Here is a 19,336-nt window from a genome sequence, read left to right as displayed (position 1 = left end):
GCTCGGAGCAGCGTTCAGATGCGGTACAGCTGGCCATCCTGCACCTTGATGCGGTCACCGACACGCAGGTCGTTGATCTGCTGGAAGTCAAACTGAGCAATGCTGCCGGTGTCCAGGCGCACGCTGACGCGGTAAATCTCTCCGTCGCGCTTCTTGCGCTGCTCGACCTGGTTGCCGATCACCGCCCCGCCGACCACCCCCACGGCGGTGGCCGCCGTACGTCCACTGCCCCCGCCGACCTGGTTGCCAAGCACGCCACCGATCACGGCACCCAAGATGGCGCCTCCACCCGAGGTGCGATTGGCCACCTGGACGATCTCGATGTTGCTGACGTTGCCGAAGGTGATGCCTTGGCTTGTGACGGCCGGGGGGTTGACCACTGCCTCGTTGCGCGGCGGGTTGGCCGAGCAGGCCGCGATCAGCGCCAGCGCAGATAGCGAACCGACAAGGGAAAGTGTGCGTGACATCATGCTGTGACCTCAATGGGTTGAAGGGAGGGATTTCGGGTATCGGTGGCGGGCAGGGCGCGCCCCATCGGCGCGGGGTGCGCGCTTCACAACCGCCCTGTGAGCAACAAGATCAGGACGATGATGACCAACAGGCCTAGGCCCCCACTGGGCCAGTAGCCCCAGCTTTTGCTGTGGCCCCAGGTCGGAATGGCACCCACCAGCATCAAGATCAGGACTATCAACAGAATCGTACCCAGGCCCATGGCGTTCTCCTTGGAGTTGTGGTTGTAAAGATCAGTTCGTCGGTGTCGAGGTTGCGGGCTCGACAACGATCACGGTCATGTCGCCACCGGTTTTTCCTGTGGCGCCGGTGCCGCCGGTTTCGCCTGTGTTGCCCTGACTGCCGGTGTAGCCCGTGTTTCCGGTGCTGCCCGTCTCGCCCGTGGCGCCTTGCGGACCAGCTGGTCCGGGGACAGGCACAGGCACAGCGACCACCGCAGGTCGATCGCAGGCTACAAGGAAAAGGGTGGCCAGCAGGGCTGTGAGCGCGATGGAATGTTTCATGAAAAGGGCTCCTTGAAAAGTGATGAACCACCGACCGCGCAGGCCGTGAAGCGCTCGTGACCAGGGATGGAAACTGCCTGGTGCCCAGGTCCGCGGTGATCGACTTAGCGTTGTGCGGTGGACAGTCTCAGTTTGGAACAGGCGGCTCGAGTGGTCTGTCAGATATGCCTGATATCGGCGTAGGACGACAAGAGATTTGATCGCAGGGGCGCTCCAGGCGTGGCGCCTGGTTCGGGTGCGCCATGGCCCGTATGCCTGAATGCTCCTTTCACGCTGCAATTTGCCGCTCGAACGTCATTTGATCCACCGGAGCCTCGTCGGCCCAACGTGGGTCTATCAAGAAAAAAAACGGCCCCGAAGGGCCGCAATGCATAGCAAGGTAGCCTGCCTCAAACGCGCGGTTCGCCCCGTTCGTTGACCGTCACCGTGGCGCCAGGTGGCTTCGTCATCTGCATCCGATGCTCGACGCCGCGGAAGTTGTAGGTCACGTCCCAGTACGCGGGACGACCCTGGCCAGGCGCCGACACGCAGCGCCGCACATCCTGTGTCGCGGTTTGCTGGCCGCCACCCAAGCTGCCGCTGTTGGCACCGATGACCGCCCCGGCGACGGCACCCACGCCAGTGGCCAGATCTTTGCCACTGCCGCCGCCGACCTGATGGCCGAGGACTCCACCGATCACGGCCCCGATCAAGGCCCCGGGAACGTTGCTGCTGCGGCCCTCTTGCGCCACCTGTTGTTGTTCAACCCAGCAGCGCTCGCCGGCGTCTTCGACCACGGCACGAACCGAGGTGATGCTGGCTTCGTATGTCTGTTCGTACTGGCGTCTGCCGTAGTCGCCCACCGCCACTGGTGCCGGCGCGTAACGACCGTCTTCGATGCGTACCGACCCACTCGCCGCACGCACCGACGAGACGCGGTCGTTCAGACCCATGGCGGTCAGCGAGGCGTATTGTCCCGGGCGCAGCACGGTGCAGCGGCCCACGTAGCCCGCCTGGTCGCACACCTCCCAGCGTTCGCCGCGAACCACCGCCGATGACGCCCGGTCATTGAAGCCACTGCGGCGGAAATCGCCAACGGCTGCGTCGGCCGTGAAACTGCGACCCTCGAAGCCCTCGTGTTCATAGAAGACCACCTGGCTGACCGGCTCGACCTGCTGCATCGGGGCATAGCGCCTGTCATCGACACGAGCCGATTCGCTCACCATGCGCACCGAAGAGACGCGGTCGCCCAGACCCATCGCGGCCAGCGACGCATACTGGCCCGGGCGCAGCACGAAGCAGCGGCCAGCGTAGCGAATATCCTGGCAAACCTCCCAGCGCTCGCCGATGACCACGACCGACGAGGCGCTGTCATTGAAGCCGCTGCGGCGGAAGTCGTCCAGCGCTGCGTCGACCGTGAGGCTGCGGCCTTTGAAACCCTCGTGTTCGTAAAACACGATCTGATTCGCCTGTGCTGGCGATGGCGGTGGCGCTGGCGCGTAGCGGTCGTCGTTATACCGGGCATCGCGCGCGACGGCGCGCACCGACGAGACCCGATCGTTCAAACCCATGGCTGCCAGCGAAGGGTAGTCGCCGGGTCGCAAAATGGCGCAGCGGCCGCGATAGCGTTGGTCCTCACAGACCTCCCAGCGATCCGACCGATCGCCCTGGACAGTGACCGACGACACGCTGCCCTTGAAACCCGAGCGGCCCAGGTTGCTGATGGGCTCGCTGGTTGTGACGGAGCGGCCCTGAAATCCGTCTCGCTCGTACAAGGTGACCTGGGCCGCTGCTTGACCGGCCATAGTGAACCCGAGCACGGCCAGCCAAAGCCTTGAGATTCTTCGCATGCGATTCCCCGTTGAGGAGCAGACAGTGCCGGGGATCGACATGGCCCCCGGGATGCTTGCCATCGCACCAGTGTGCAAGTCGTCTCGCAGGCGGTCCATCGGACGTCGTCTCGGCGCAGCGTAGCCGCTGTCCTACGCGGTCCATCTGTGCGCGAGCCTCTTCAACTCGTCGCAGGCACAGCTGACCGAGGGCCGAGCGCAACCGGCGCCAGTGCTTCCCTGGACGGGTGCTACTGAATCAATCCGTTTTTCAATGCGTAATAGGTCAGGTCACTGTTGGAGGCCAACAGCATCTTTTCCATCACCCGCGTGCGGTAGGTGCTGACCGTCTTGACGCTGAGCGACATGCTCTCGGCCATGTGGCCCACCGTCTCGCCCTTGGCCAGGCGCAGGAAGACCTGCAGCTCGCGCTCGGACAACTGCTCGTGCAGCGGCTGGTCGCGACCCGCGCCCAGACCCTCGGCCAGCCGCTCGGCCACACCGGCGGTGATGTACTTGCGTCCGCGCACCACGGTGCGGATGGCCTTGACGATTTCTTCCGGGTCGCAATCCTTGTTCAGGTAACCACTGGCCCCCTGGCGCAGCAGCGCGGTGGCGTAGTGCTCCTCGGCAAAGCCGCTCAGGATCAACACTGGCAACTCTGGAGCGCGGGCCTTGATGCCGGCGAGGACGTCAACGCCGCCTTGCTCCGGCATGCCGATGTCCAGCACGATCACGTCGACATCGCCCTGGCGCACGATGTCCAGCGCCTCGCGACCGTTGGCAGCCTCGGCGACCACACTGAAGTCGACCTGGTCGGAAAAGAACTGGCGTAGCCCGGCGCGAACCATGGCGTGGTCGTCGACGATGGCGATTCGAATCATGGGCTGAGCGTGCGGTGCATAGCCGGATGATCTCACCCTTTGAGATCCATGCACGATAAAGATATGGTCCGCCAACGCCTGGCGGGACAGCTGGCGCCACGCGACGCCTTGACTCGATGACACCGAGCGAGCGCCACGCGTCAGGTTGACCGGAGTCGGTCGATGGCTGACGCCCCACCCTCAATGAAAATCCCGGCTGCGTCCCGCCGCCAGCCGGCCCAGCAGCGGCGTCAGGTCTTCCAGGTGGCCGGCGATCAGGTTGCGCACCTCGCCTTCTCGCTGCCAGGTGCCGTAGACCGCGAGCAGGCGTGATCGGGTGAGGGCTGCGCGCTGGCGTTCGCGCAGGGCTTTCCAGACGATGACCTGGACCACGCCGGTTTCGTCTTCCAGGCTGACGAAGACCACGCCATGGGCGGTCTCAGGCTGCTGGCGCAGGGTGACGATGCCGCAGTGGCGCACCAGCCGGCCGTTGGGCGCATCCTTGAGTTCTTCGGCGGTCTGCAGACGGCGCTTTTGCAACAGCGGGCGCAGCAGCGCCAGCGGGTGGCGGCGCAGGGTGAGACCGAGCGAGGCGTAGTCCCACACGATGGCTTCGCCTTCGGGCGCTTCGGGCAGCTTGAGCACGTCTTCCTCCACCGGTGCGTGGCTGAGCAGAACGGGTGCCGGTTTGAGCGCGGCGGCGTCCCACACTTGTTGCCGGCGGTGACCACTCAGGGATTGCAGTGCATCGGCTGCCGCGAGTTGGCGCATATCTTGTTGGCCCAATCCTGCACGGCGCGCCGCATCGTCTGCGCTGTCGAAAAGCGAATCGGTGCGCACAGCCACGATTCGGTTACCCGCTTCTTTCGACAAGCCGCCAACCAGACGTAGCCCCAGACGCACGGCCGGCTGCTCGCCAGCCGTTTCCTCCAGCGTGCAATCCCACTCGCTCACCATCACGTCTACCGCCCTCACCTCCACGCCATGGCGCGTGGCGTCTTGCACCAGCTGGCTGGGCGTGTAAAAGCCCAGCGGCTGGCTGTTGAGCATGGCGGCGAGGAATTCGGCGGGGTGGTGGTGCTTGATCCAGCAGCTGGCGTAGACCAGCAGCGCAAAGCTGGCGGCGTGGCTTTCGGGGAAACCGTAGCTGGAAAAGCCTTTGACTTGCTCAAAGACGCTTTGCGCAAACTCGGGTGTGTAGCCGCGCTCGGCCATGCCATCGATCAGGCGGCGCTCGTATTTCCCCAGACCGCCTTTGCGTTTCCACGCAGCCATGGCGCGGCGCAGACCATCGGCCTCGCCGGGGGTGAAGCCGGCGGCCAAAATGGCGATCTGCATGCACTGCTCCTGGAACACCGGCACACCCAGGGTGCGGCCCAGAGCCTGCTCCAGCGCCGCGCTGGGGTAGCTCACCGGCACCTTGCCTTGCCGCCGCTCCAGATAGGGGTGGACCGCGCCGCCCTGGATCGGCCCGGGGCGCACCAGCGCCACCTCGATCACCAGGTCGTAAAAACAGCGCGGGCGCAGGCGCGGCAACATGCTCATCTGCGCGCGGCTTTCGATCTGGAACACACCCACGGTGTCGGCGGCGCAGATCATGTCGTAGGTGCTGGCGTCTTCTGCCGGGATGTCCTGCATCTGGAACACCTGGCCCTGGCGCGCGCCGATGAGGTCGAGCGACTTGCGGATGGCCGTCAACATGCCGAGCGCGAGCACGTCCACCTTCAAGAGGCCCATGGCGTCGAGATCGTCCTTGTCCCACTGAATCACGGTGCGCTCGGCCATGCTCGCGTTTTCGATCGGCACCAGGCGCGAGAGCGGCCCGCGCGTGAGCACAAAGCCGCCGGTGTGTTGCGACAAATGGCGTGGAAAGCCCATGAGCTGCGCGGTGAGGCGAACGAGCTGGCGTACGGCCAGGCTGCTCGGGTCCAGCCCCACCTCGGCCAGGCGCTCGGGTGTGATGCCGCTGCTGTCCCACCAGTAATGGCCTTTGGCAAGGCGGCTCAACAGGGCTTCGTCAAAGCCGAGCGCCTTGCCCACGTCGCGGATAGCGCTGCGCGGCCGATAGCTGATGACGGCGGCGGTGAGCGCGGCTCGGTCGCGCCCGTATTTGGCGTACAGGTACTGAATGACTTCTTCGCGCCGCTCGTGTTCAAAGTCCACGTCGATGTCGGGTGGCTCGTTGCGCTCCTTGGAAATGAAACGCTCAAACAGCACCGCCGTGCGTGCCGGGTCCACCTCGGTCACGCCCAGGCAGTAGCAGACCGCGCTGTTGGCCGCCGAGCCGCGTCCCTGGCACAAGATGCCCTGGGCGCGCGCGAAGGCCACGATGTCGTACACCGTCAAAAAATAGTGCTCGTACTGGAGCTCGCCGATCAGCGCGAGCTCGTGCTCGATCTGGTGGTGCACAGACGCCGGCACGCCCTGCGGCCAGCGCCGCCCCGCGCCCTCCCAGGCCAGGCGACGCAAATAGCTAGCCGGTGTTTCGCCGGCGGGCACCACCTCGTCGGGGTACTGGTAGCGCAGCTCGTCGAGTGAAAACACACAGCGCTCGACCACGCGCAAGGTTTCCCGCATGAGGTCTTCCGGATACAGCCTCGCCAGCGCCAGGCGCGAGCGCAGGCGCTGCTCGGCGTTGGGCGCGAGCGCGTAACCGCATTGCGTGAGCGGCAGGCCAACGCGCGTGGCGGTGAGCACGTCGTGCAGCGGCTTGCGCGAGCGCAGGTGCATGTGCACATCGCCCAGCGCCACCAGCGGCACCGCCGTGAGCGCGCTGCTCTGGCGCAAGCGGTGCAGCAGCATCTCGTCATCGATGCGGCGCAGCTGCTCCACGCCCAGCCAGCAGCGGCCAAGAAAGTGGGCCAGCAACCAGCGGGCGGTGTCGTCCATCTGCGCCTGGGTGTTGTCGCGCTCGGGCACGGCGATGACCACGTTGTCGGCCAGTTGCTGCGCGCTGATGTCGCTCAGGCCGAGGTGGTAGGTGCCCTTGGGCGATGCTCTGCGCAGTCGCGTGATGAACTCACACAGGTTGCCGTAACCGTTCAGGTTGCAAGCCATCACCACCAGCGTGAACGGGTGACCGCAGTCCACCTTGAACTGGCTGCCCACCAGCAACTTGAGCCCCTGCTCTTTCGCCGCCACATGGGCGCGCACGATGCCAGCCAGCGAACACTCGTCGGTCAGTGCCAGCGCGGCGTAATCGAGCGCTTTGGCGCGCTCGACCAGCTCCTCCGGGCGGCTCGCGCCGCGCAGAAAACTGAAGTTCGAGAGGCAGCGCAGCTCGGCGTAGGGCGGGATGGGGTGGGCCGCTGCCGCTGATGCCGAGTGGGATGAAGGGGGTGCCATGGTGGTGACGCGTGCACAGATCGGGTTCAGGCGAAATGCCCGTGCAAGTACCAGGCGGGCGCTTCGTCCAGCCTCGTCTGGAACACCCACAGCACGCCGGCGTGTTCCGACAGCGCCACCCAGTAGTCGCGCGTCACGTTGCGCGTGTGGCCGGGTTGCTCCGCATCGGCGGTTTCGATGCGGTCCCACCAGCCGCCTTCGATGCGCTGCGGCCCGGCGAGCAATAGCAGCTCGCCCTGGTAGAGCGGCCGGTTGCCACGCATGGCGAGCTTGAGCGGCTGAGGCAATACGAAGGTGGGTTGCGGGCCTTCGGGACCGGGTATCGATTTGCGCGGCAGGGCCAGGGGCGCAGCCTGCCATCGGCACATCCACTCGGGCCGGTGGTCTTCCGCCAGCAGCGGGCGCAGCACGCGCTCCGGCCCCAGGCGCGCCGCCAGGCGCTCGAGCACCAGGTGCAGGGTTTCGCCCTGGCGCACGCTGTCGGGCAGCAGCGAGTGGCTGGTGGGCTGGAGCTTGTGCACCTCGTCGGCGGTGAGCCGCAGGTCACCCACGGGCGCGGCGAGCTCGACACGGGCCAGGTGTTCGGCCAGCAGGCGGCTCAGGTGCTCCACATCGCGCATGGGCTGGGCGGTTCGCACGGTCCAGCGATCGCCCTCGCCCACCGACCGTGAACGCATGGCGTCGTGCGCCCAGTGCAGGGTGAAAGCAGTCACGCCACTGTGGCGCGCGCTCAGCCAGCCGCACAGCTGCAGCAATAAACGCCGCGCGCCGAACAGCAGGGCGCTGGCGTCTTCCACGCGGTGCATCAGCTCCAGCCGCGCGTCAAACGTCTCGGGCAATTCGATCCACTGGTGGATCTCGGGCGCCAGACCATAGGCCTGATCGAGCGCGTGCAGCAGCTGTTTGTCGAAGCGCCTGGCCACGCCGCCGCGCGGCAAGGTGCGCAGGTCGCCCAGTGTGAGGCAGCCGATGTGGGCCAGGGTGACGGCGTGCGGGCGTGCAGCGCTCAGGGTGTGCAGGGGCAAGGCATCGAGCAGGCTGGCCAGTGGCTGGGTTGGGCTGTGGGGCAAGCCGTTTTGAACCCCGGCACGCGCCAGCGCCAGCGCGGCCAGGCTGTTGGGCGCCCAGGCGAGCTGGCGCACGCCGAGCTCCTGGCCTTCGGTCCACACACGCTCGGTGAGCGCGCGCCAGCCACCCCACAGGCGCACGCTGCCCGCCACCTCCATGACCACGGCTTCGTCGGCGACGGCGACCCGGGGCGTGAACTGCAGCGCCCAGACCGCCAGCGCCTGCAGCGCCGCATCAATGGAGGGGGACGCGTCGTCGGGGCGGGGCAGCAGCAGCGCGGACCAGCGCATGGCGGGTGTCGGCGGAAGATCGGGGGACCGCCGCCTGGGCGGCGGCTGGCGCGGTGACCTGCTCCGGCTGGCGCGGCAGCCAGGCGCTGGGTTGTTGCAAGCGCGGCGTGAGGATGGCCAGCAGTCCGGCCGGCACCGAGGGCAGGTGCAAGGTGGCGGCCAGCGGCGGCCCTTTGCGCTTGAGCACATCGAGCTGCAGCGCCCAGTCAGGCCCCACGCGGGCGAGCACGCGCAGCGGCGCCGCAGAAGACTCTTGCGCCGCCGTGCTGGGCCGGCATAGAAATACCGGCCCCTCGTGGCCGGCGGCCAGCACCTGCAGGCGGCGCACCTGCTCGGGGCGCACCTGCGGCAGCCAGACCAGCAGGGCACCGCCCGCGTTGGCCTTGACCAGCTGTTCGGCCGACCACAGGCGCTCGGCCGGTGTCTCGGCCTGCACCCAGATCAAAAGCCGCTCGTTCAGCCCGGCCAGCCGCAGACCCGGCAGGTGCGGCGAGCGCGGCGGGCCCACCACCACCACCGAGTGCCCGGTGGCACACAAGCGCTGCAGCGCAGGGCCAAGCAGCCGCCACTCCAGCGTGGCGCTCTGCGGACTCAGGATCTCGGTGAGGCTGTGGCCCGGCCAACCGCCGCCGGGCAGTTCAGCGTCAAGCGCATGGAAACCACTGGGATGCACAGTGGTCACCGGTGCACCGAGCTGGTCGCCGCGCCACAGCGCCGCCGACACCGCAGCCGGCAAAGCGCCCGCCGCAAAGACCGGGCGGCTGGCGCAGGGGACAGAAGGTCCGGCCGACGGCGTGTCGGCCAGCAAGGCGGTGGAGGGAGGCATGGAGGGGTAACAAGGGCAAAGGCAGACAGCGGCTGGAAGAGCCAGAAAGTCGATACATACTGTTTTTTTGTACAGTATCAAAGATGCTTCGGCCTGTCCAGAGAAACTTGCAAACCCGACCGGCAAGGCCTGGCAGGCAAAATCGCCGAGTAGGGCAGCCGCCGCTTCACGGCGCCCTCACCCAAGGGACATGACCACCACGTTTCTCTACTTCGCTTACGGCTCCAACATGAGCGCTCCGCGCCTGCGGACGAGAACACCGTCTGCAGAACCCATAGGGACGGCTGAGCTGCGGGGCTTTCGGCTGGTGTTTGACAAGTGGGGGCGCGATGGCTCTGCCAAGGCCGATTGCGAACGCACGGACGCGCCCGACCAGGTGGTGCACGGTGGTCTTTTTCGCATTCATGCGGTGGACCGCCCGGCGATGGACCGCGCAGAAGGCCTGGGCCAGGGTTACGACGCCTGCGAGGTGGCCTTGAAGACCGAACGCGGCGCCGTGACCGCATGGACCTATGTGGCCACCGACAAGCGGCCTGGCTTGTTGCCCTACAGCTGGTACCTGCAACACGTGCTGATCGGCGCCAAGGCATGGCGGCTCCCACACCGCTACATCGCATCGATCGCCAGCCTGCCCACGGTGGCCGACCCCGATACCGCGCGCCACGCGATGGAGTTGTCCATCTACGCACCGCGCTGATGCGAGGCCTGTGAAGCCGGCTCAGGCGCTGATCAGCTTCAGGTCCAGCACCCGCTCGGCCAGCCACACCAGGGCCAGCAGCATGATCAGCAGCGAGCCACCCACCAGCACGCCCCAGCGGTAAAAGGCCGTGTGGCGCAGCCAGAAAATCACCGGCAACAAGGCCACCACGATGGTGAGCTGGCCGGCTTCCACACCCAGGTTGAAAGCCACCAGGCTCAGCACCAGGGTGTCCTGCGGCAGGCCGAGCTCGGCCAGCACGCTGGCAAAACCGAAGCCATGGATCAGGCCAAACACAAACGCCACCAGCCAGCGCCGCCGGTTGAACAGCGGCACGATGTTATTGAACGCCGCTAGCACCACCGACAGGGCAATCGCCGACTCGACCAGCCGCGACGGCAGCGAGATGAAGCCCAGGGCGGCGAGCGACAAGGTGATGGAATGCGCCACGGTGAACGAGGTGACCACCCACAGCACCTCTCGCACCGACTCGCCGAGGCGGTCCACACCGCGCCAGCCGCCGTTCACGCGCACCATCACCACCGGCAGCAACAGCGACAGCAAAAACAGGATGTGGTCGAACCCGATCCAGATGTGCCAAACACCTTGCACCAGAAACCGGCCAAATTGCACCAGCCGGGACACGCTTTCACCCGAAAAGGTCTGGCGACGGCTATCGGGCGCGATCACGGTCGAATGCGTCAGACCATCCAGGTCCAGCCGCAGCAGGCCCCGGTGCAAACCGTCCAGATCGAACAGCAGGCGGTAGTCCAGTGCCAGATCGCCCGTCTCGGCCGGGCAGGTGCCGGCGAACGTCAGCACCGCGTAGGTGCCATCGGTGTGCTCGTCGACCTGGTGCTGCGTGACCTGCAACGGGCAGGCGCCGCCGCGCTCCAGCGTCAGGGCGCTGAAGGCCCAGGCCGCCACCGCGTCGTGTCGGGCGCGCAGTTCGCCCCAGGTGATCTCGCCGTTGCCGTCGGCATCCAGTCCGAGCGCAAAGTCGATGTCGCGCAAGGCAATGTCCCACTGCCCGCTCACCTGCGCGCCCTGCACATCGAGTCTCAAATAGCTGTCACTGGCCTTGTGGGCCAGCACCGGGCCGCAGAGCAGCAGCCAGCAGCAGATCAAAAAGCGGCGCCAGTTCATCGTGTGGCCCCAGTATCGGTGCCTGAGGCCTGGCCGAGGCGGCGCAGGCGGGCGTCTTCAAAGCCGCTGCTGCGCAACCAGTCGCGCGCCGGCTGGGCGCTGGCGCTGTCTTGCGCGGCAATCGCGGCCTCCAGCAGGATGCGGGCATCGCGCGGCTCGCGCTGGACAGCGTAGTTGTCGCGCGCAAGACCCACCGCCCTTTTCGCGTCCTGGCGCAAGCGCAGCTCGAAGCGCGCCTCCTCTGCGCGGTGTGTGGTGTCGCCTCGGGCCCGGGCGGCGGCAAAGCGGTCGGCCATCGTCTGGCGGTAGCGCGCGGCGTCGGGCAGTTGCAGCGCGGTCCCCGCTTCGGCCAGGCGCAGCAGCAGGCTGTCGGACGCCTCCCAAGCCTGCAGCCACTGCACCACCTCGGCGGGCCGTCCGGCGTCGAGCAAAAAGTCGGTCCAGGCGGCCAACAGGTACACGTCGTCCCGCCCCAGGGCCAGTGCCGCGCGGTAATGGGCCTCAGCCTGCGCCGGCTGGCCGCGCCAGGCCGCCACCTCACCCAGGCGGGTCTGCAGCCAGAGCTTGTCTTCGGGAAAACCGGCCAGGCCCAGGCTTTTTTGTAGCGTCTGATAGCCCGCATCGAGCTGGCCGCCATAGGCCTGAACCAGCCCCAGGCAGCCGCCCGCCAGCACATCACGCCCCAGGCGTTGCAGCGCATCACAGGCCTGCCCTGCTGCCGCGTAGTCGGCTTTCACGAGAAAGATGGCGCCGCGCCAGGCCTGGGCGCTGGCGTAGCCCGGGTCTTGTTTCAACGCTTGGTCGAGGTCGCTTAATGCGCCGGCGAAATCGTGCCGGTACTGGCGCAGCATGCCGCGCAGGGTCAGCAGCGCTGCGCTGTTCGTGGCCGGGAAACGGCTCACCACAGCATCGGCGTAACCGATGTAACGGGGATCCCCCTGGGCCATCGCCAGATCGAAGTAGCGCCAGGCCAGCTGGGTGGCGGCGGCCTCGTCGGTCGGCGCCTGAACCAGGGCCGCCCGCAGGCGGCTCAGTTCGCGCGCCGTGCTGTCGCCCGCCCGGGTGGGCAGTTTTTCCAGCACTTCGGCATCGTTGGTGGGCGTGCGCGGAGCGGCCTGTGCACCCAGCGCCAGCAGCAGGCCCGTCGCGGCCAGAAATCCACCGCGAAAGGACAAAAAATTTGGTAACAACAATAGCCCCTATATGCAGTACATTGCGCGGGCACCCATTTCGGTGTCAGTCATTTAATGAGTCACTGGAGACCCCCTATGCGCAACCTGATTTCTGCCCTGATCGCTTCGACTTTTGCCTTCGCCTCGTTCGGCGCCCTGGCAGCTTCCCATGGCGGCGCCATGACGGATGCCCAGAAAATGGAAGCCTGCAAGAAGATGGACGAATCCAAGGCCGACGACAAGATGAAGGCCGAGTGTAAGAAGATGATGGAAAAGAAGTAATCGGTTTTCCGATGTCCTTCAAAACGGGCCAACTGGCCCGTTTTTTTTTGGGCGCCAGGGCTTGCTCCCTGACCCGACGCACACCCTGGGTGTGCGGCCCTGTTGCGGTGATGAACATCTGGTCACGCTTGCATGCACCTGTCCGCCGCGCCAGGGCTATGGTGAGTCTCTACAGGTCAAGGAGGCCAGCCAATGAAATCCCATGCGTTGCCCAATGTGAATCTTGCCGAGCACAGCGTTGCGCCGGTGGCGTCCGAAGCGCGGGTCGCCACGCTGATCGGGCAGGTGTACGAGGGTGCACCCGCCGTGGACCGGCGCCGCTTGCTGGAATACATGTTGCCCCGAGTGGGCGTGTTGTCGCTGGCCGTGGTGGCAAACGGTCTGTTTGCCCACATTCTTTTTCGCAACGAATCGCCGCGCATCTGCGTGGGGCTGGAAGACGTCGGGCGGGTGCGGGGCAACGATGTGAGCGCTCTGGTTGAGCGCTTGCAGCAAGTCAGCACAGACGCCGTCTATGGGCTGGCTCACATCGTGGCGGCTTCTCCGGTGATGGCCTCGTCAGCGGCGGCGGCCCTGCTGGTGACCGTGCTGGTGCAGCGGTCGCGATCCCAATTTGCAAACGATGCCGACCCGGGCAATCCCCTGGATCAGGCCGCCGCCCGTAGCGATGCGCCGTAGCGCGCGATGGTCAGGCCCTCGGTGTCGATCTCGGGCTGGCCTCCGCCCATCCAGTCGGCCAGCAGGCGGCCGGTACCAGCGGCCATGGTCCAGCCCAGCGTGCCGTGGCCTGTGGCCAGCCACAGACCGGGCAGGCGGGTGGGACCGACGATGGGGGTGCCGTCTGGCGTCATGGGGCGCAGGCCGGTCCAGAACTCGGCGCGCGAGACATCGCCACCGCGCGGGAACAGGTCGGTGCACACATGCTCCAGCGTCTTGCGGCGGCTGGCGTCCAGCCGCAAGTCGAAACCCGAGAGCTGCGCAGTGCCGCCGACCCGGATGCGGTCGCCCAGCCGGGTCACGGCCACCTTGTGCGTCTCGTCCATGATGGTGGACTCGGGGGATTTGGTGGCGTCGGTGATCGGCACCGTGATCGAAAAGCCTTTGACGGGGTAGATCGGCACGTTCAAACCCACCGGTGCCAGCATCTGGGCAGAGTAGCTACCCAGCGCCAGCAGGTAGCGGTCGGCCATGACCAGCCCGGCGTCGGTTTCCACACCGGTGATGTCGGCGCCGTCGGAACGCAAGCCGCGGATGTTGACCCCAAAACGAAACTGCACGCCCAACGTCTTGGCCATTTCGGCCAGGCGGTTGGTGAACAGGAAACAGTCGCCAGTTTCATCGCCTGGTAGGCGCAGCGCACCGACGAACTTTTCTTTCACGTCGGCCAGTGCCGGCTCGTACTGCAGGTACCCGGCGCGGTCCAGCAACTGGTAAGGCACGCCGTACTGCTGCAAGATCTCTACATCCTTGGCTGTGCCGTCGAGCTGCTTCTGGGTGCGAAAGAGTTGCAGCGTGCCTTGCATTCGCTCGTCGTAGGCGATGCCGGTGTCTGCGCGCAACTGCACCATGCAGTCACGGCTGTACTCGGCCAGCCGCACCATGCGCGACTTGTTCACCCGGTAGCGCCCCTCGGTGCAGTTGCGTAGCATGCCCAGGCCCCAGCGCCACATGGCCCAGTCCAGCATGGGCTTAATGACCAGCGGGCTGTGGTGCATCAGCAGCCACTTGACCGCCTTGATCGGGACCCCCGGGCCCGCCCAGGGCGCCGAATAGCCCGGCGAGACCTCGCCGGCGTTCGCAAAACTGGTCTCCAGCGCCGGCCCAGCCTGCCGCTCCAGCACCGTGACCTCGTGCCCAGCCTTGGCCAGGTAGTAAGCGGCTGTCGTACCAATGACGCCGCTGCCCAGAATGGTAACTTTCATGAATGCACTATAGGCCTTGGGTGGCTGGCTGCTGAAATGGGCGGGTGTCTCGAAGGCAAGCGCTGGCCGGGCCTCGAGCTTCTTGGCCCGGCACCCGGTCTGCGGACCGAACATCGATGTTCATAGACTAAATTTGCTATTTAATCAATAAAATCAATGGCTTACATAACATCTTCCCATTGAAATTTCAACTATCGAGTCGCACTGAGTCCTGAATTTCTCCGAACTCGCCTCACTGAGTTCTGAATTTTCGGAAGGGTGGTGGCGCCCCGATCTACCAACCATCTCGCTTCTGGCAAGCAGACTCCGTGCAGCAGACCGATTCGACGCTCAGCAGTCGATGTCTGATGTGATCTGAGTGGCCGAAATGCAGCGGTTGGAGCCTGTCGCCAGCGGCGAATGCACTCACTCTAACTGGCACCAAGCGGCAGCTGTGCCCAGCGACAGGCGACGGTCCGAACGGCAGTTGTAAAAGGCATTGCAGCACAGGAGGGGGCTAGGCAGACCGCGCGACACCGCCGACTGCTTCTTTTCCACCTGAACTTGCGGTGCCGACACTAAGCCGACACGCGCACAACCTGCCTAAAGCGGACGATCAACCTGTTACGGCCCAAGTACACGCTTGAAGAGTCGACTTCAAATATCGCTGATCGCACCATCCACCGTCGAGCTAAATGAATGTTGAATGCCATCTGCACTTCTATCAGCACGCTGAGCGCGAGTCGTTTATCAACGCTTGACCCTGCAGTCTCCGGACTTCTAAAGGTTCATCTCACTGAGCCCTCAATGCTCAAGGCAGAACAACCACCTGCCGGATCCCGAGCGAAAACCAGGATGTCACTGGCTCGCGTTGCACAGCCCAAAGAAGCGGCCGTCGGGTCTCGATCAAAGCGGCACAGACGCACCAATAACGCGCAGATGGCACGGCTTGAGCGGTTGATGGTTGGACAAGATGTCGCATTTTGGTGCGATTCAGCCGCGGGGACCGCAAAAGGTTGGAAGATCAGCCTGGCACGCTTTCTGCTCACATCATTGGGGCAAGAAGAGAGATCCGTGATTCGCACGGTTTCCTCAACCGCACAGGTGCACTAGGGTTCCGACTGTCTGCACGGCAGTGTCTGGTCCGAGAGTGTGCCGGCCTCATCGCAGGCTCCACGGAGGGACAAAAGCCCGGGAGAACGATCGCTGATCGATCTTCCTGCATGTCCTCACCAACCTCGGAGCCCCCATGAAAAAAGCTTGTCCCCCCACCTGCGTCAGCCCTTCTTCGCGGCGCAACCACTTCCTCAAGCCGGCTCTGGGCCTGGCACTCTCATTGGCGCTGGCACCCGCCATTGCGCAAACACCCGCGCAGCTCAAAATCGCCACCGTGGTGTGGATCGGGTACGGTCCTTTCTACGTTGCCGAAGCACTCGACCTCTATAAGAAATACAACCTCAAAGTCTCGCTGCAGGTCTTCAACGACCCAGCGCTGATCCCAGCAGCCATCTCGTCGGGCGCCGTGGATGGCGGCATGCTGACGTACGACCAAGTGGTAGGTCAGGTCGCGGCTGGTCGCAACATGAAAGTGGTCATGCCAATCGACTACTCCAATGGCGGTGACGCCATCGTGGCCGACGCCAGCATCAGCAAGGTCACCGACTTCAAGGGCAAAAAGGTGGGCTACAACCCGCTGTCACCCAGCGACTTTTTGCTCTCTTATGCGCTCAAGATCAATGGACTGGGCGAGAAAGACATCAGTCCTGTCAGCATGACGCCAGAGGCTGTTCCCGCCGCCATGGCATCGGGCCAGCTGCCTATTGGCGTGACCTACGAGCCGAGCTTGTCGCAGATCCTCAGCCAGGGTGGCGGTAAGAAATTCAAGGTGGTGTTTTCCTCCAAGGATGCGCCGGGGCTGATTGCCGATGTGCTGGTGTTCGACGACAAGGTCATCAAGGCCAAGCCAGCGGAAATCACCGGCATCATGAAGGCCTATCTGGATGGTCTTGCCTACATGAAGGCCAAGCCCGACGAGGCCAACAAGATCATCGGCAAGTTCATGGGTGTGTCGGCCGTCGAAGTGAAGGAACAGCTCTCCGGCGTCTACAACATCCCCAAGGCCGAGATGCCAAAGGCTTTCCTGCCCGCCAAGGAGACCACCTCCTACTACGCCAGCGGCGAGATCATTGCGCAACTGCTCAAGGCCAAGGGTCAGATCACCACAATCCCGGCGACCGAGGCGACCTTCGACGCCAGCCTGGTCAAGGCACTCAAGTAATCCTTGAGACAGGCGCACCGGTGCCCGCGCGGGCGCTGGTGCGCTGATGCGGTTTGCCGAAACCGGCATCGACAGCGATCACTACAGAAGGCATTTTCATGAAACCGGTTTTCCGATACGAGGACGGCGTGTGGCCGAATATCGCCGCCATCAGCCTCACCGTGCTAGGTTGGCCTGCGGGCATTGCCCTGCTGGGGCAGACGAGCTGGCTCCTAAACGCACTGGGTGTGCTGCTGGTGGCACAAACGCTGGTGTGGTCGGCCTACTTTATCCACGAATTCGCGCACAACGCCATCTTCCGCACGCCCCAGGCCAACGAGCGCTGGGGCACCCTCATGAGCTGGATCAACGGCAGCTGCTACGCCAGCTTTGCCGACATGCGCCGCAAACACATGCGCCACCATGTCGAACGAGCCGACGTCATCACCTTCGATTCTCAGGCTTTCCTGCGCGCCCACCCTCTCGTGCGCCGTGTGGTGCTCGCGCTGGAATGGGCCTACATCCCTGCGGTGGAGTTCGTCATGCGCGGCTACGTGATGGCCATGCCCTTCATAAGCGAGCAGAAGAAGTCAGCACGCTTGCGCGTCGTGGGTACCGCCGTGTTGCGCATCGCTGCCCTCGCCTTGCTCGGCTGGTGGTCGCTCAAGGCGCTTGTGCTGTATGGCGTGGCCTTCCTTGTCTTCATCACCGTACTGCGCTTTGCCGACTGCTTCCAGCACACCTACGACGCCTACCCCATCCTGGACGAAACGCCCATCCCCAAGGACAAAGTGCGTGACCGCGCCTACGAGCAGGCCAATACCTACAGCGACGTGGTGAGCCTGGACGCGAAGTGGTTCAACATGGTGTGGCTCAACTTCGGCTTCCACAACGCCCACCACGAGCGGCCCACCGCGCCGTGGTACCGCCTGCCCGCGTTCCACCGCGAGCTCTACCCCGACAACTACGCGCAGGTGATCACTGTGGGCGAACTGCTGCGCAGCTTCCACATCAACCGCGTCAAACGTGTGCTGGCCAGCAATTACGGCGAGGTGCAGCCACCCGGCACACCTCATCGCGCCGATGGTTTTCTGGGTGCTGTCGGCGTGTCGTTCCTCACCGCCGTCTGACATGTCCTCCGTAAGCTACGGCCTGCAAGACAAGACCGTGCTCATCACGGGCGCGGCGGGTGGAATTGGTGATGGCCTGGCGCGAGCCTTTGCCGCACAGGGCGCCCGGCTGATGCTGCTCGACCGCACCGGGAGCGCCCTGCAGGCACTGGCCAGCGAACTCGGCGCCAAGGCGGCCGAGTGCGACCTCGGCAACGCCGCACAGGTGGCCACCGTGGCCACGCAGGTGCGCGACCAATGGGGCACGCTCGACGTGCTGGTGAACAACGCCGGCACGGAGTACCCCACGCCGCTGATGGACGCCGCGCCCGATGCCATGGACCGCTGGGCTAGCTTGCTCGACAACAACGTCACCTCCATGGTTCGGCTCACGCAAGCGCTGTTGCCGCTGCTGCCCAGTGGCGCCAGCGTCATCAACCAGTCTTCCATCTGGGGCCGCATCGGCGTGTCCGGCTTTTCGGCCTATGTCGCCAGCAAGCACGCGGTGGTGGGCCTCACGCGTTCGCTGGCCCTGGAGCTGGGTCCACGCGGCATCCGCGTGAACGCGGTCTGCCCCGGCTGGGTCCGCACCGAGGCCGCGCTGCGCTCGCTCGCCGCCATGGCGCAGGAGCAAGGCCGCAGCGAGGCCGAAGTCGAGCGAGAGATCCTTTCGCGCCAGGCTCTGCCCGGCATGCTCTCCCCCGCTGACATTGCTGGCGTTTTCCTTTTTCTCGCCAGCAGCGGTGCCCGATCGCTGACAGGCCAATGCATCGTGGCGAGCCATGGCGAGGTGATGGCATGAGCGTTTCCCTGTCACTGGCGGGCCAGACCGCGCTGATCACCGGAGCGGCCACCGGCATCGGTCGGGCCACAGCCCTGCTGTTTGCGCAGGCGGGTGCGCGCGTGGTGGTCAACCACTGGAACCAGCCTGAAGATGCTGCCGCGGTGGTGCATGCCATCGAAGCCCTAGGCGGCCAGGCGCTGGCCATCAGCGCCGACGTGAGCGATCCGGTTGACGCGAAACGGCTGGTTATGGAAGCGCTGCAGAGCGTGGGCCACATCCATGTGCTGGTCAACAACGCCGGCATCCTGCAAGAGAAGCCCTTCCTCGACACAACCGACGCCGACTGGCAGCGCATGATAGCCACCGACCTCGGCTCGGTGTTTCTCATGTGCCGCGCCGTGCTGCCAGGTATGGTGGCGCAGGGCAGCGGGGTGATCGTCAACATCGCATCCGATCTCGGCATCACCGGGCGCGCGCAGTTCGCGCCCTACTGCACCGCCAAGGCCGGCGTGATCGGCCTGACCAAATCGCTGGCGCAGGAGTTCGCGCCCACCATTCGCGTCAATGCCATTGCACCCGGCGCCGTAGCCACGGCCATGGTGTCGTTGGAGCAGATGAGTCCTGAGTGGATGGAGAAAGAGCTGGACATCCCGCTGCACCGGCTGGGCGAGGCCCAGGAGATCGCTGCCACGGCGCTGTTCCTGGCATCGGACCTCTCGCGCTTTTACTGTGGGCAGGTGCTGGGCCCGAACGGCGGCTCGGTCATGCCCTGAAG

The 19,336-nt window shown here is 65.4% G+C and carries 18 protein-coding genes and 1 riboswitch; of the genes, 7 read left to right on the top strand and 11 right to left on the bottom strand.

The features are described 5' to 3' along the window. Positions 1-14: 14 nt before the first annotated feature. The 8 genes from GPT34_RS12800 to imuA all read right to left on the bottom strand — a co-directional run bounded on the left by GPT34_RS12800 (position 15) and on the right by imuA (position 9,213). Positions 15-470 (bottom strand): glycine zipper 2TM domain-containing protein, encoded by a 456-nt coding sequence (locus GPT34_RS12800; RefSeq protein ID WP_291013025.1) that lies wholly within the window; start codon positions 468-470, stop codon positions 15-17. Positions 471-553: 83 nt separating this feature from the next. Then, positions 554-712, bottom strand: a complete 159-nt coding sequence (locus GPT34_RS12795) for a DUF3309 family protein (protein ID WP_291013023.1) — start codon at positions 710-712, stop codon at positions 554-556. A 31-nt stretch (positions 713-743) separates the two neighbouring features. After that, complete coding sequence (locus GPT34_RS12790) at positions 744-1,013, bottom strand: hypothetical protein (RefSeq protein ID WP_291013021.1); 270 nt, start codon at positions 1,011-1,013, stop codon at positions 744-746. 389 nt (positions 1,014-1,402) lie between these two features. Further along, positions 1,403-2,842, bottom strand: coding sequence for a beta/gamma crystallin-related protein (locus tag GPT34_RS12785; protein WP_291013019.1), 1,440 nt, complete (start codon positions 2,840-2,842; stop codon positions 1,403-1,405). Positions 2,843-3,072: 230 nt separating this feature from the next. Next, positions 3,073-3,705 carry a response regulator transcription factor gene (locus GPT34_RS12780; protein ID WP_291013016.1) on the bottom strand — a complete coding sequence of 211 codons (633 nt, stop codon included), beginning with the start codon at positions 3,703-3,705 and terminating at the stop codon, positions 3,073-3,075. A 180-nt stretch (positions 3,706-3,885) separates the two neighbouring features. After that, positions 3,886-7,029 carry an error-prone DNA polymerase gene (locus GPT34_RS12775; protein WP_291013013.1) on the bottom strand — a complete coding sequence of 1,048 codons (3,144 nt, stop codon included), beginning with the start codon at positions 7,027-7,029 and terminating at the stop codon, positions 3,886-3,888. A 26-nt stretch (positions 7,030-7,055) separates the two neighbouring features. After that, the gene (locus GPT34_RS12770) at positions 7,056-8,387 is read right to left on the bottom strand and encodes a DNA polymerase Y family protein (protein ID WP_291013010.1); all 1,332 of its coding nucleotides are present in this window, start codon (positions 8,385-8,387) and stop codon (positions 7,056-7,058) included. After that, positions 8,332-9,213 carry a translesion DNA synthesis-associated protein ImuA gene (gene imuA, locus GPT34_RS12765; protein WP_291013008.1) on the bottom strand — a complete coding sequence of 294 codons (882 nt, stop codon included), beginning with the start codon at positions 9,211-9,213 and terminating at the stop codon, positions 8,332-8,334. The genes GPT34_RS12770 and imuA overlap by 56 nt, the downstream gene beginning before the upstream one ends. 190 nt (positions 9,214-9,403) lie before the next feature. On the opposite strand from imuA, the gene GPT34_RS12760 reads away from it, so the two are divergent. Then, positions 9,404-9,910 carry a gamma-glutamylcyclotransferase family protein gene (locus GPT34_RS12760; RefSeq protein WP_291013006.1) on the top strand — a complete coding sequence of 169 codons (507 nt, stop codon included), beginning with the start codon at positions 9,404-9,406 and terminating at the stop codon, positions 9,908-9,910. Positions 9,911-9,931: 21 nt separating this feature from the next. Here GPT34_RS12760 and GPT34_RS12755 read toward each other — a convergent pair whose 3' ends face one another. Beyond that, positions 9,932-11,056, bottom strand: a complete 1,125-nt coding sequence (locus GPT34_RS12755; protein ID WP_291013003.1) for a HupE/UreJ family protein — start codon at positions 11,054-11,056, stop codon at positions 9,932-9,934. Further along, complete coding sequence (locus GPT34_RS12750; protein ID WP_291013000.1) at positions 11,053-12,231, bottom strand: hypothetical protein; 1,179 nt, start codon at positions 12,229-12,231, stop codon at positions 11,053-11,055. Before GPT34_RS12750 ends, GPT34_RS12755 begins: the two co-directional genes overlap by 4 nt. A gap of 93 nt (positions 12,232-12,324) precedes the next feature. Between GPT34_RS12750 and GPT34_RS12745 the strand changes: the two genes are divergently transcribed. After that, entirely contained in the window at positions 12,325-12,510 is a 186-nt protein-coding gene (locus GPT34_RS12745) for a hypothetical protein (protein WP_291012998.1), read from the top strand. A 192-nt stretch (positions 12,511-12,702) separates the two neighbouring features. Next, on the top strand, positions 12,703-13,188 hold the full coding sequence (locus GPT34_RS12740; protein WP_291012995.1) for a hypothetical protein: 486 nt from the start codon (positions 12,703-12,705) through the stop codon (positions 13,186-13,188). Here GPT34_RS12740 and GPT34_RS12735 read toward each other — a convergent pair. Continuing rightward, complete coding sequence (locus tag GPT34_RS12735) at positions 13,158-14,432, bottom strand: D-amino acid dehydrogenase (RefSeq protein ID WP_291012992.1); 1,275 nt, start codon at positions 14,430-14,432, stop codon at positions 13,158-13,160. The genes GPT34_RS12740 and GPT34_RS12735 overlap by 31 nt on opposite strands. Before the next feature lie 1,077 nt (positions 14,433-15,509). After that, positions 15,510-15,611, top strand: a riboswitch (guanidine-I (ykkC/yxkD leader). Positions 15,612-15,660: 49 nt separating this feature from the next. Between GPT34_RS12735 and GPT34_RS12730 the strand changes: the two genes are divergently transcribed. The 4 genes from GPT34_RS12730 (at position 15,661) to GPT34_RS12715 (ending at position 19,334) form a co-directional block, all read left to right on the top strand. Beyond that, entirely contained in the window at positions 15,661-16,689 is a 1,029-nt protein-coding gene (locus GPT34_RS12730) for an ABC transporter substrate-binding protein (RefSeq protein ID WP_291012989.1), read from the top strand. A 98-nt stretch (positions 16,690-16,787) separates the two neighbouring features. Beyond that, positions 16,788-17,798: a fatty acid desaturase gene (locus tag GPT34_RS12725; RefSeq protein ID WP_291012986.1), complete on the top strand. Its 1,011-nt coding sequence runs from the start codon at positions 16,788-16,790 to the stop codon at positions 17,796-17,798. 1 nt (position 17,799) lies between these two features. Further along, positions 17,800-18,579, top strand: a complete 780-nt coding sequence (locus GPT34_RS12720; RefSeq protein ID WP_291012984.1) for an SDR family oxidoreductase — start codon at positions 17,800-17,802, stop codon at positions 18,577-18,579. After that, positions 18,576-19,334 carry a 3-oxoacyl-ACP reductase family protein gene (locus GPT34_RS12715; RefSeq protein WP_291012982.1) on the top strand — a complete coding sequence of 253 codons (759 nt, stop codon included), beginning with the start codon at positions 18,576-18,578 and terminating at the stop codon, positions 19,332-19,334. The genes GPT34_RS12720 and GPT34_RS12715 overlap by 4 nt, the downstream gene beginning before the upstream one ends. Positions 19,335-19,336 lie beyond the last annotated feature (2 nt).

The sequence above is a fragment of the Hydrogenophaga sp. genome (genome assembly GCF_011390835.1).
Taxonomy (GTDB): domain Bacteria; phylum Pseudomonadota; class Gammaproteobacteria; order Burkholderiales; family Burkholderiaceae_C; genus Hydrogenophaga.
The sequence above is the reverse complement of the archived record's forward strand: the minus strand, read 5'-3'. Positions and strand labels throughout refer to the sequence as shown.

Bases quoted from the DNA above. Each gene is read 5' to 3' on its own strand.
- GPT34_RS12800 (WP_291013025.1), bottom strand. From the start codon at position 470: ATGATGTCACGCACACTTTCCCTTGTCGGTTCGCTATCTGCGCTGGCG.
- GPT34_RS12795 (WP_291013023.1), bottom strand. From the start codon at position 712: ATGGGCCTGGGTACGATTCTGTTGATAGTCCTGATCTTGATGCTGGTG.
- GPT34_RS12790 (WP_291013021.1), bottom strand. From the start codon at position 1,013: ATGAAACATTCCATCGCGCTCACAGCCCTGCTGGCCACCCTTTTCCTT.
- GPT34_RS12785 (WP_291013019.1), bottom strand. From the start codon at position 2,842: ATGCGAAGAATCTCAAGGCTTTGGCTGGCCGTGCTCGGGTTCACTATG.
- GPT34_RS12780 (WP_291013016.1), bottom strand. From the start codon at position 3,705: ATGATTCGAATCGCCATCGTCGACGACCACGCCATGGTTCGCGCCGGG.
- GPT34_RS12775 (WP_291013013.1), bottom strand. From the start codon at position 7,029: ATGGCACCCCCTTCATCCCACTCGGCATCAGCGGCAGCGGCCCACCCC.
- GPT34_RS12770 (WP_291013010.1), bottom strand. From the start codon at position 8,387: ATGCGCTGGTCCGCGCTGCTGCTGCCCCGCCCCGACGACGCGTCCCCC.
- imuA (WP_291013008.1), bottom strand. From the start codon at position 9,213: ATGCCTCCCTCCACCGCCTTGCTGGCCGACACGCCGTCGGCCGGACCT.
- GPT34_RS12760 (WP_291013006.1), top strand. From the start codon at position 9,404: ATGACCACCACGTTTCTCTACTTCGCTTACGGCTCCAACATGAGCGCT.
- GPT34_RS12755 (WP_291013003.1), bottom strand. From the start codon at position 11,056: ATGAACTGGCGCCGCTTTTTGATCTGCTGCTGGCTGCTGCTCTGCGGC.
- GPT34_RS12745 (WP_291012998.1), top strand. From the start codon at position 12,325: ATGCGCAACCTGATTTCTGCCCTGATCGCTTCGACTTTTGCCTTCGCC.
- GPT34_RS12740 (WP_291012995.1), top strand. From the start codon at position 12,703: ATGAAATCCCATGCGTTGCCCAATGTGAATCTTGCCGAGCACAGCGTT.
- GPT34_RS12735 (WP_291012992.1), bottom strand. From the start codon at position 14,432: ATGAAAGTTACCATTCTGGGCAGCGGCGTCATTGGTACGACAGCCGCT.
- GPT34_RS12730 (WP_291012989.1), top strand. From the start codon at position 15,661: ATGAAAAAAGCTTGTCCCCCCACCTGCGTCAGCCCTTCTTCGCGGCGC.
- GPT34_RS12725 (WP_291012986.1), top strand. From the start codon at position 16,788: ATGAAACCGGTTTTCCGATACGAGGACGGCGTGTGGCCGAATATCGCC.
- GPT34_RS12720 (WP_291012984.1), top strand. From the start codon at position 17,800: ATGTCCTCCGTAAGCTACGGCCTGCAAGACAAGACCGTGCTCATCACG.
- GPT34_RS12715 (WP_291012982.1), top strand. From the start codon at position 18,576: ATGAGCGTTTCCCTGTCACTGGCGGGCCAGACCGCGCTGATCACCGGA.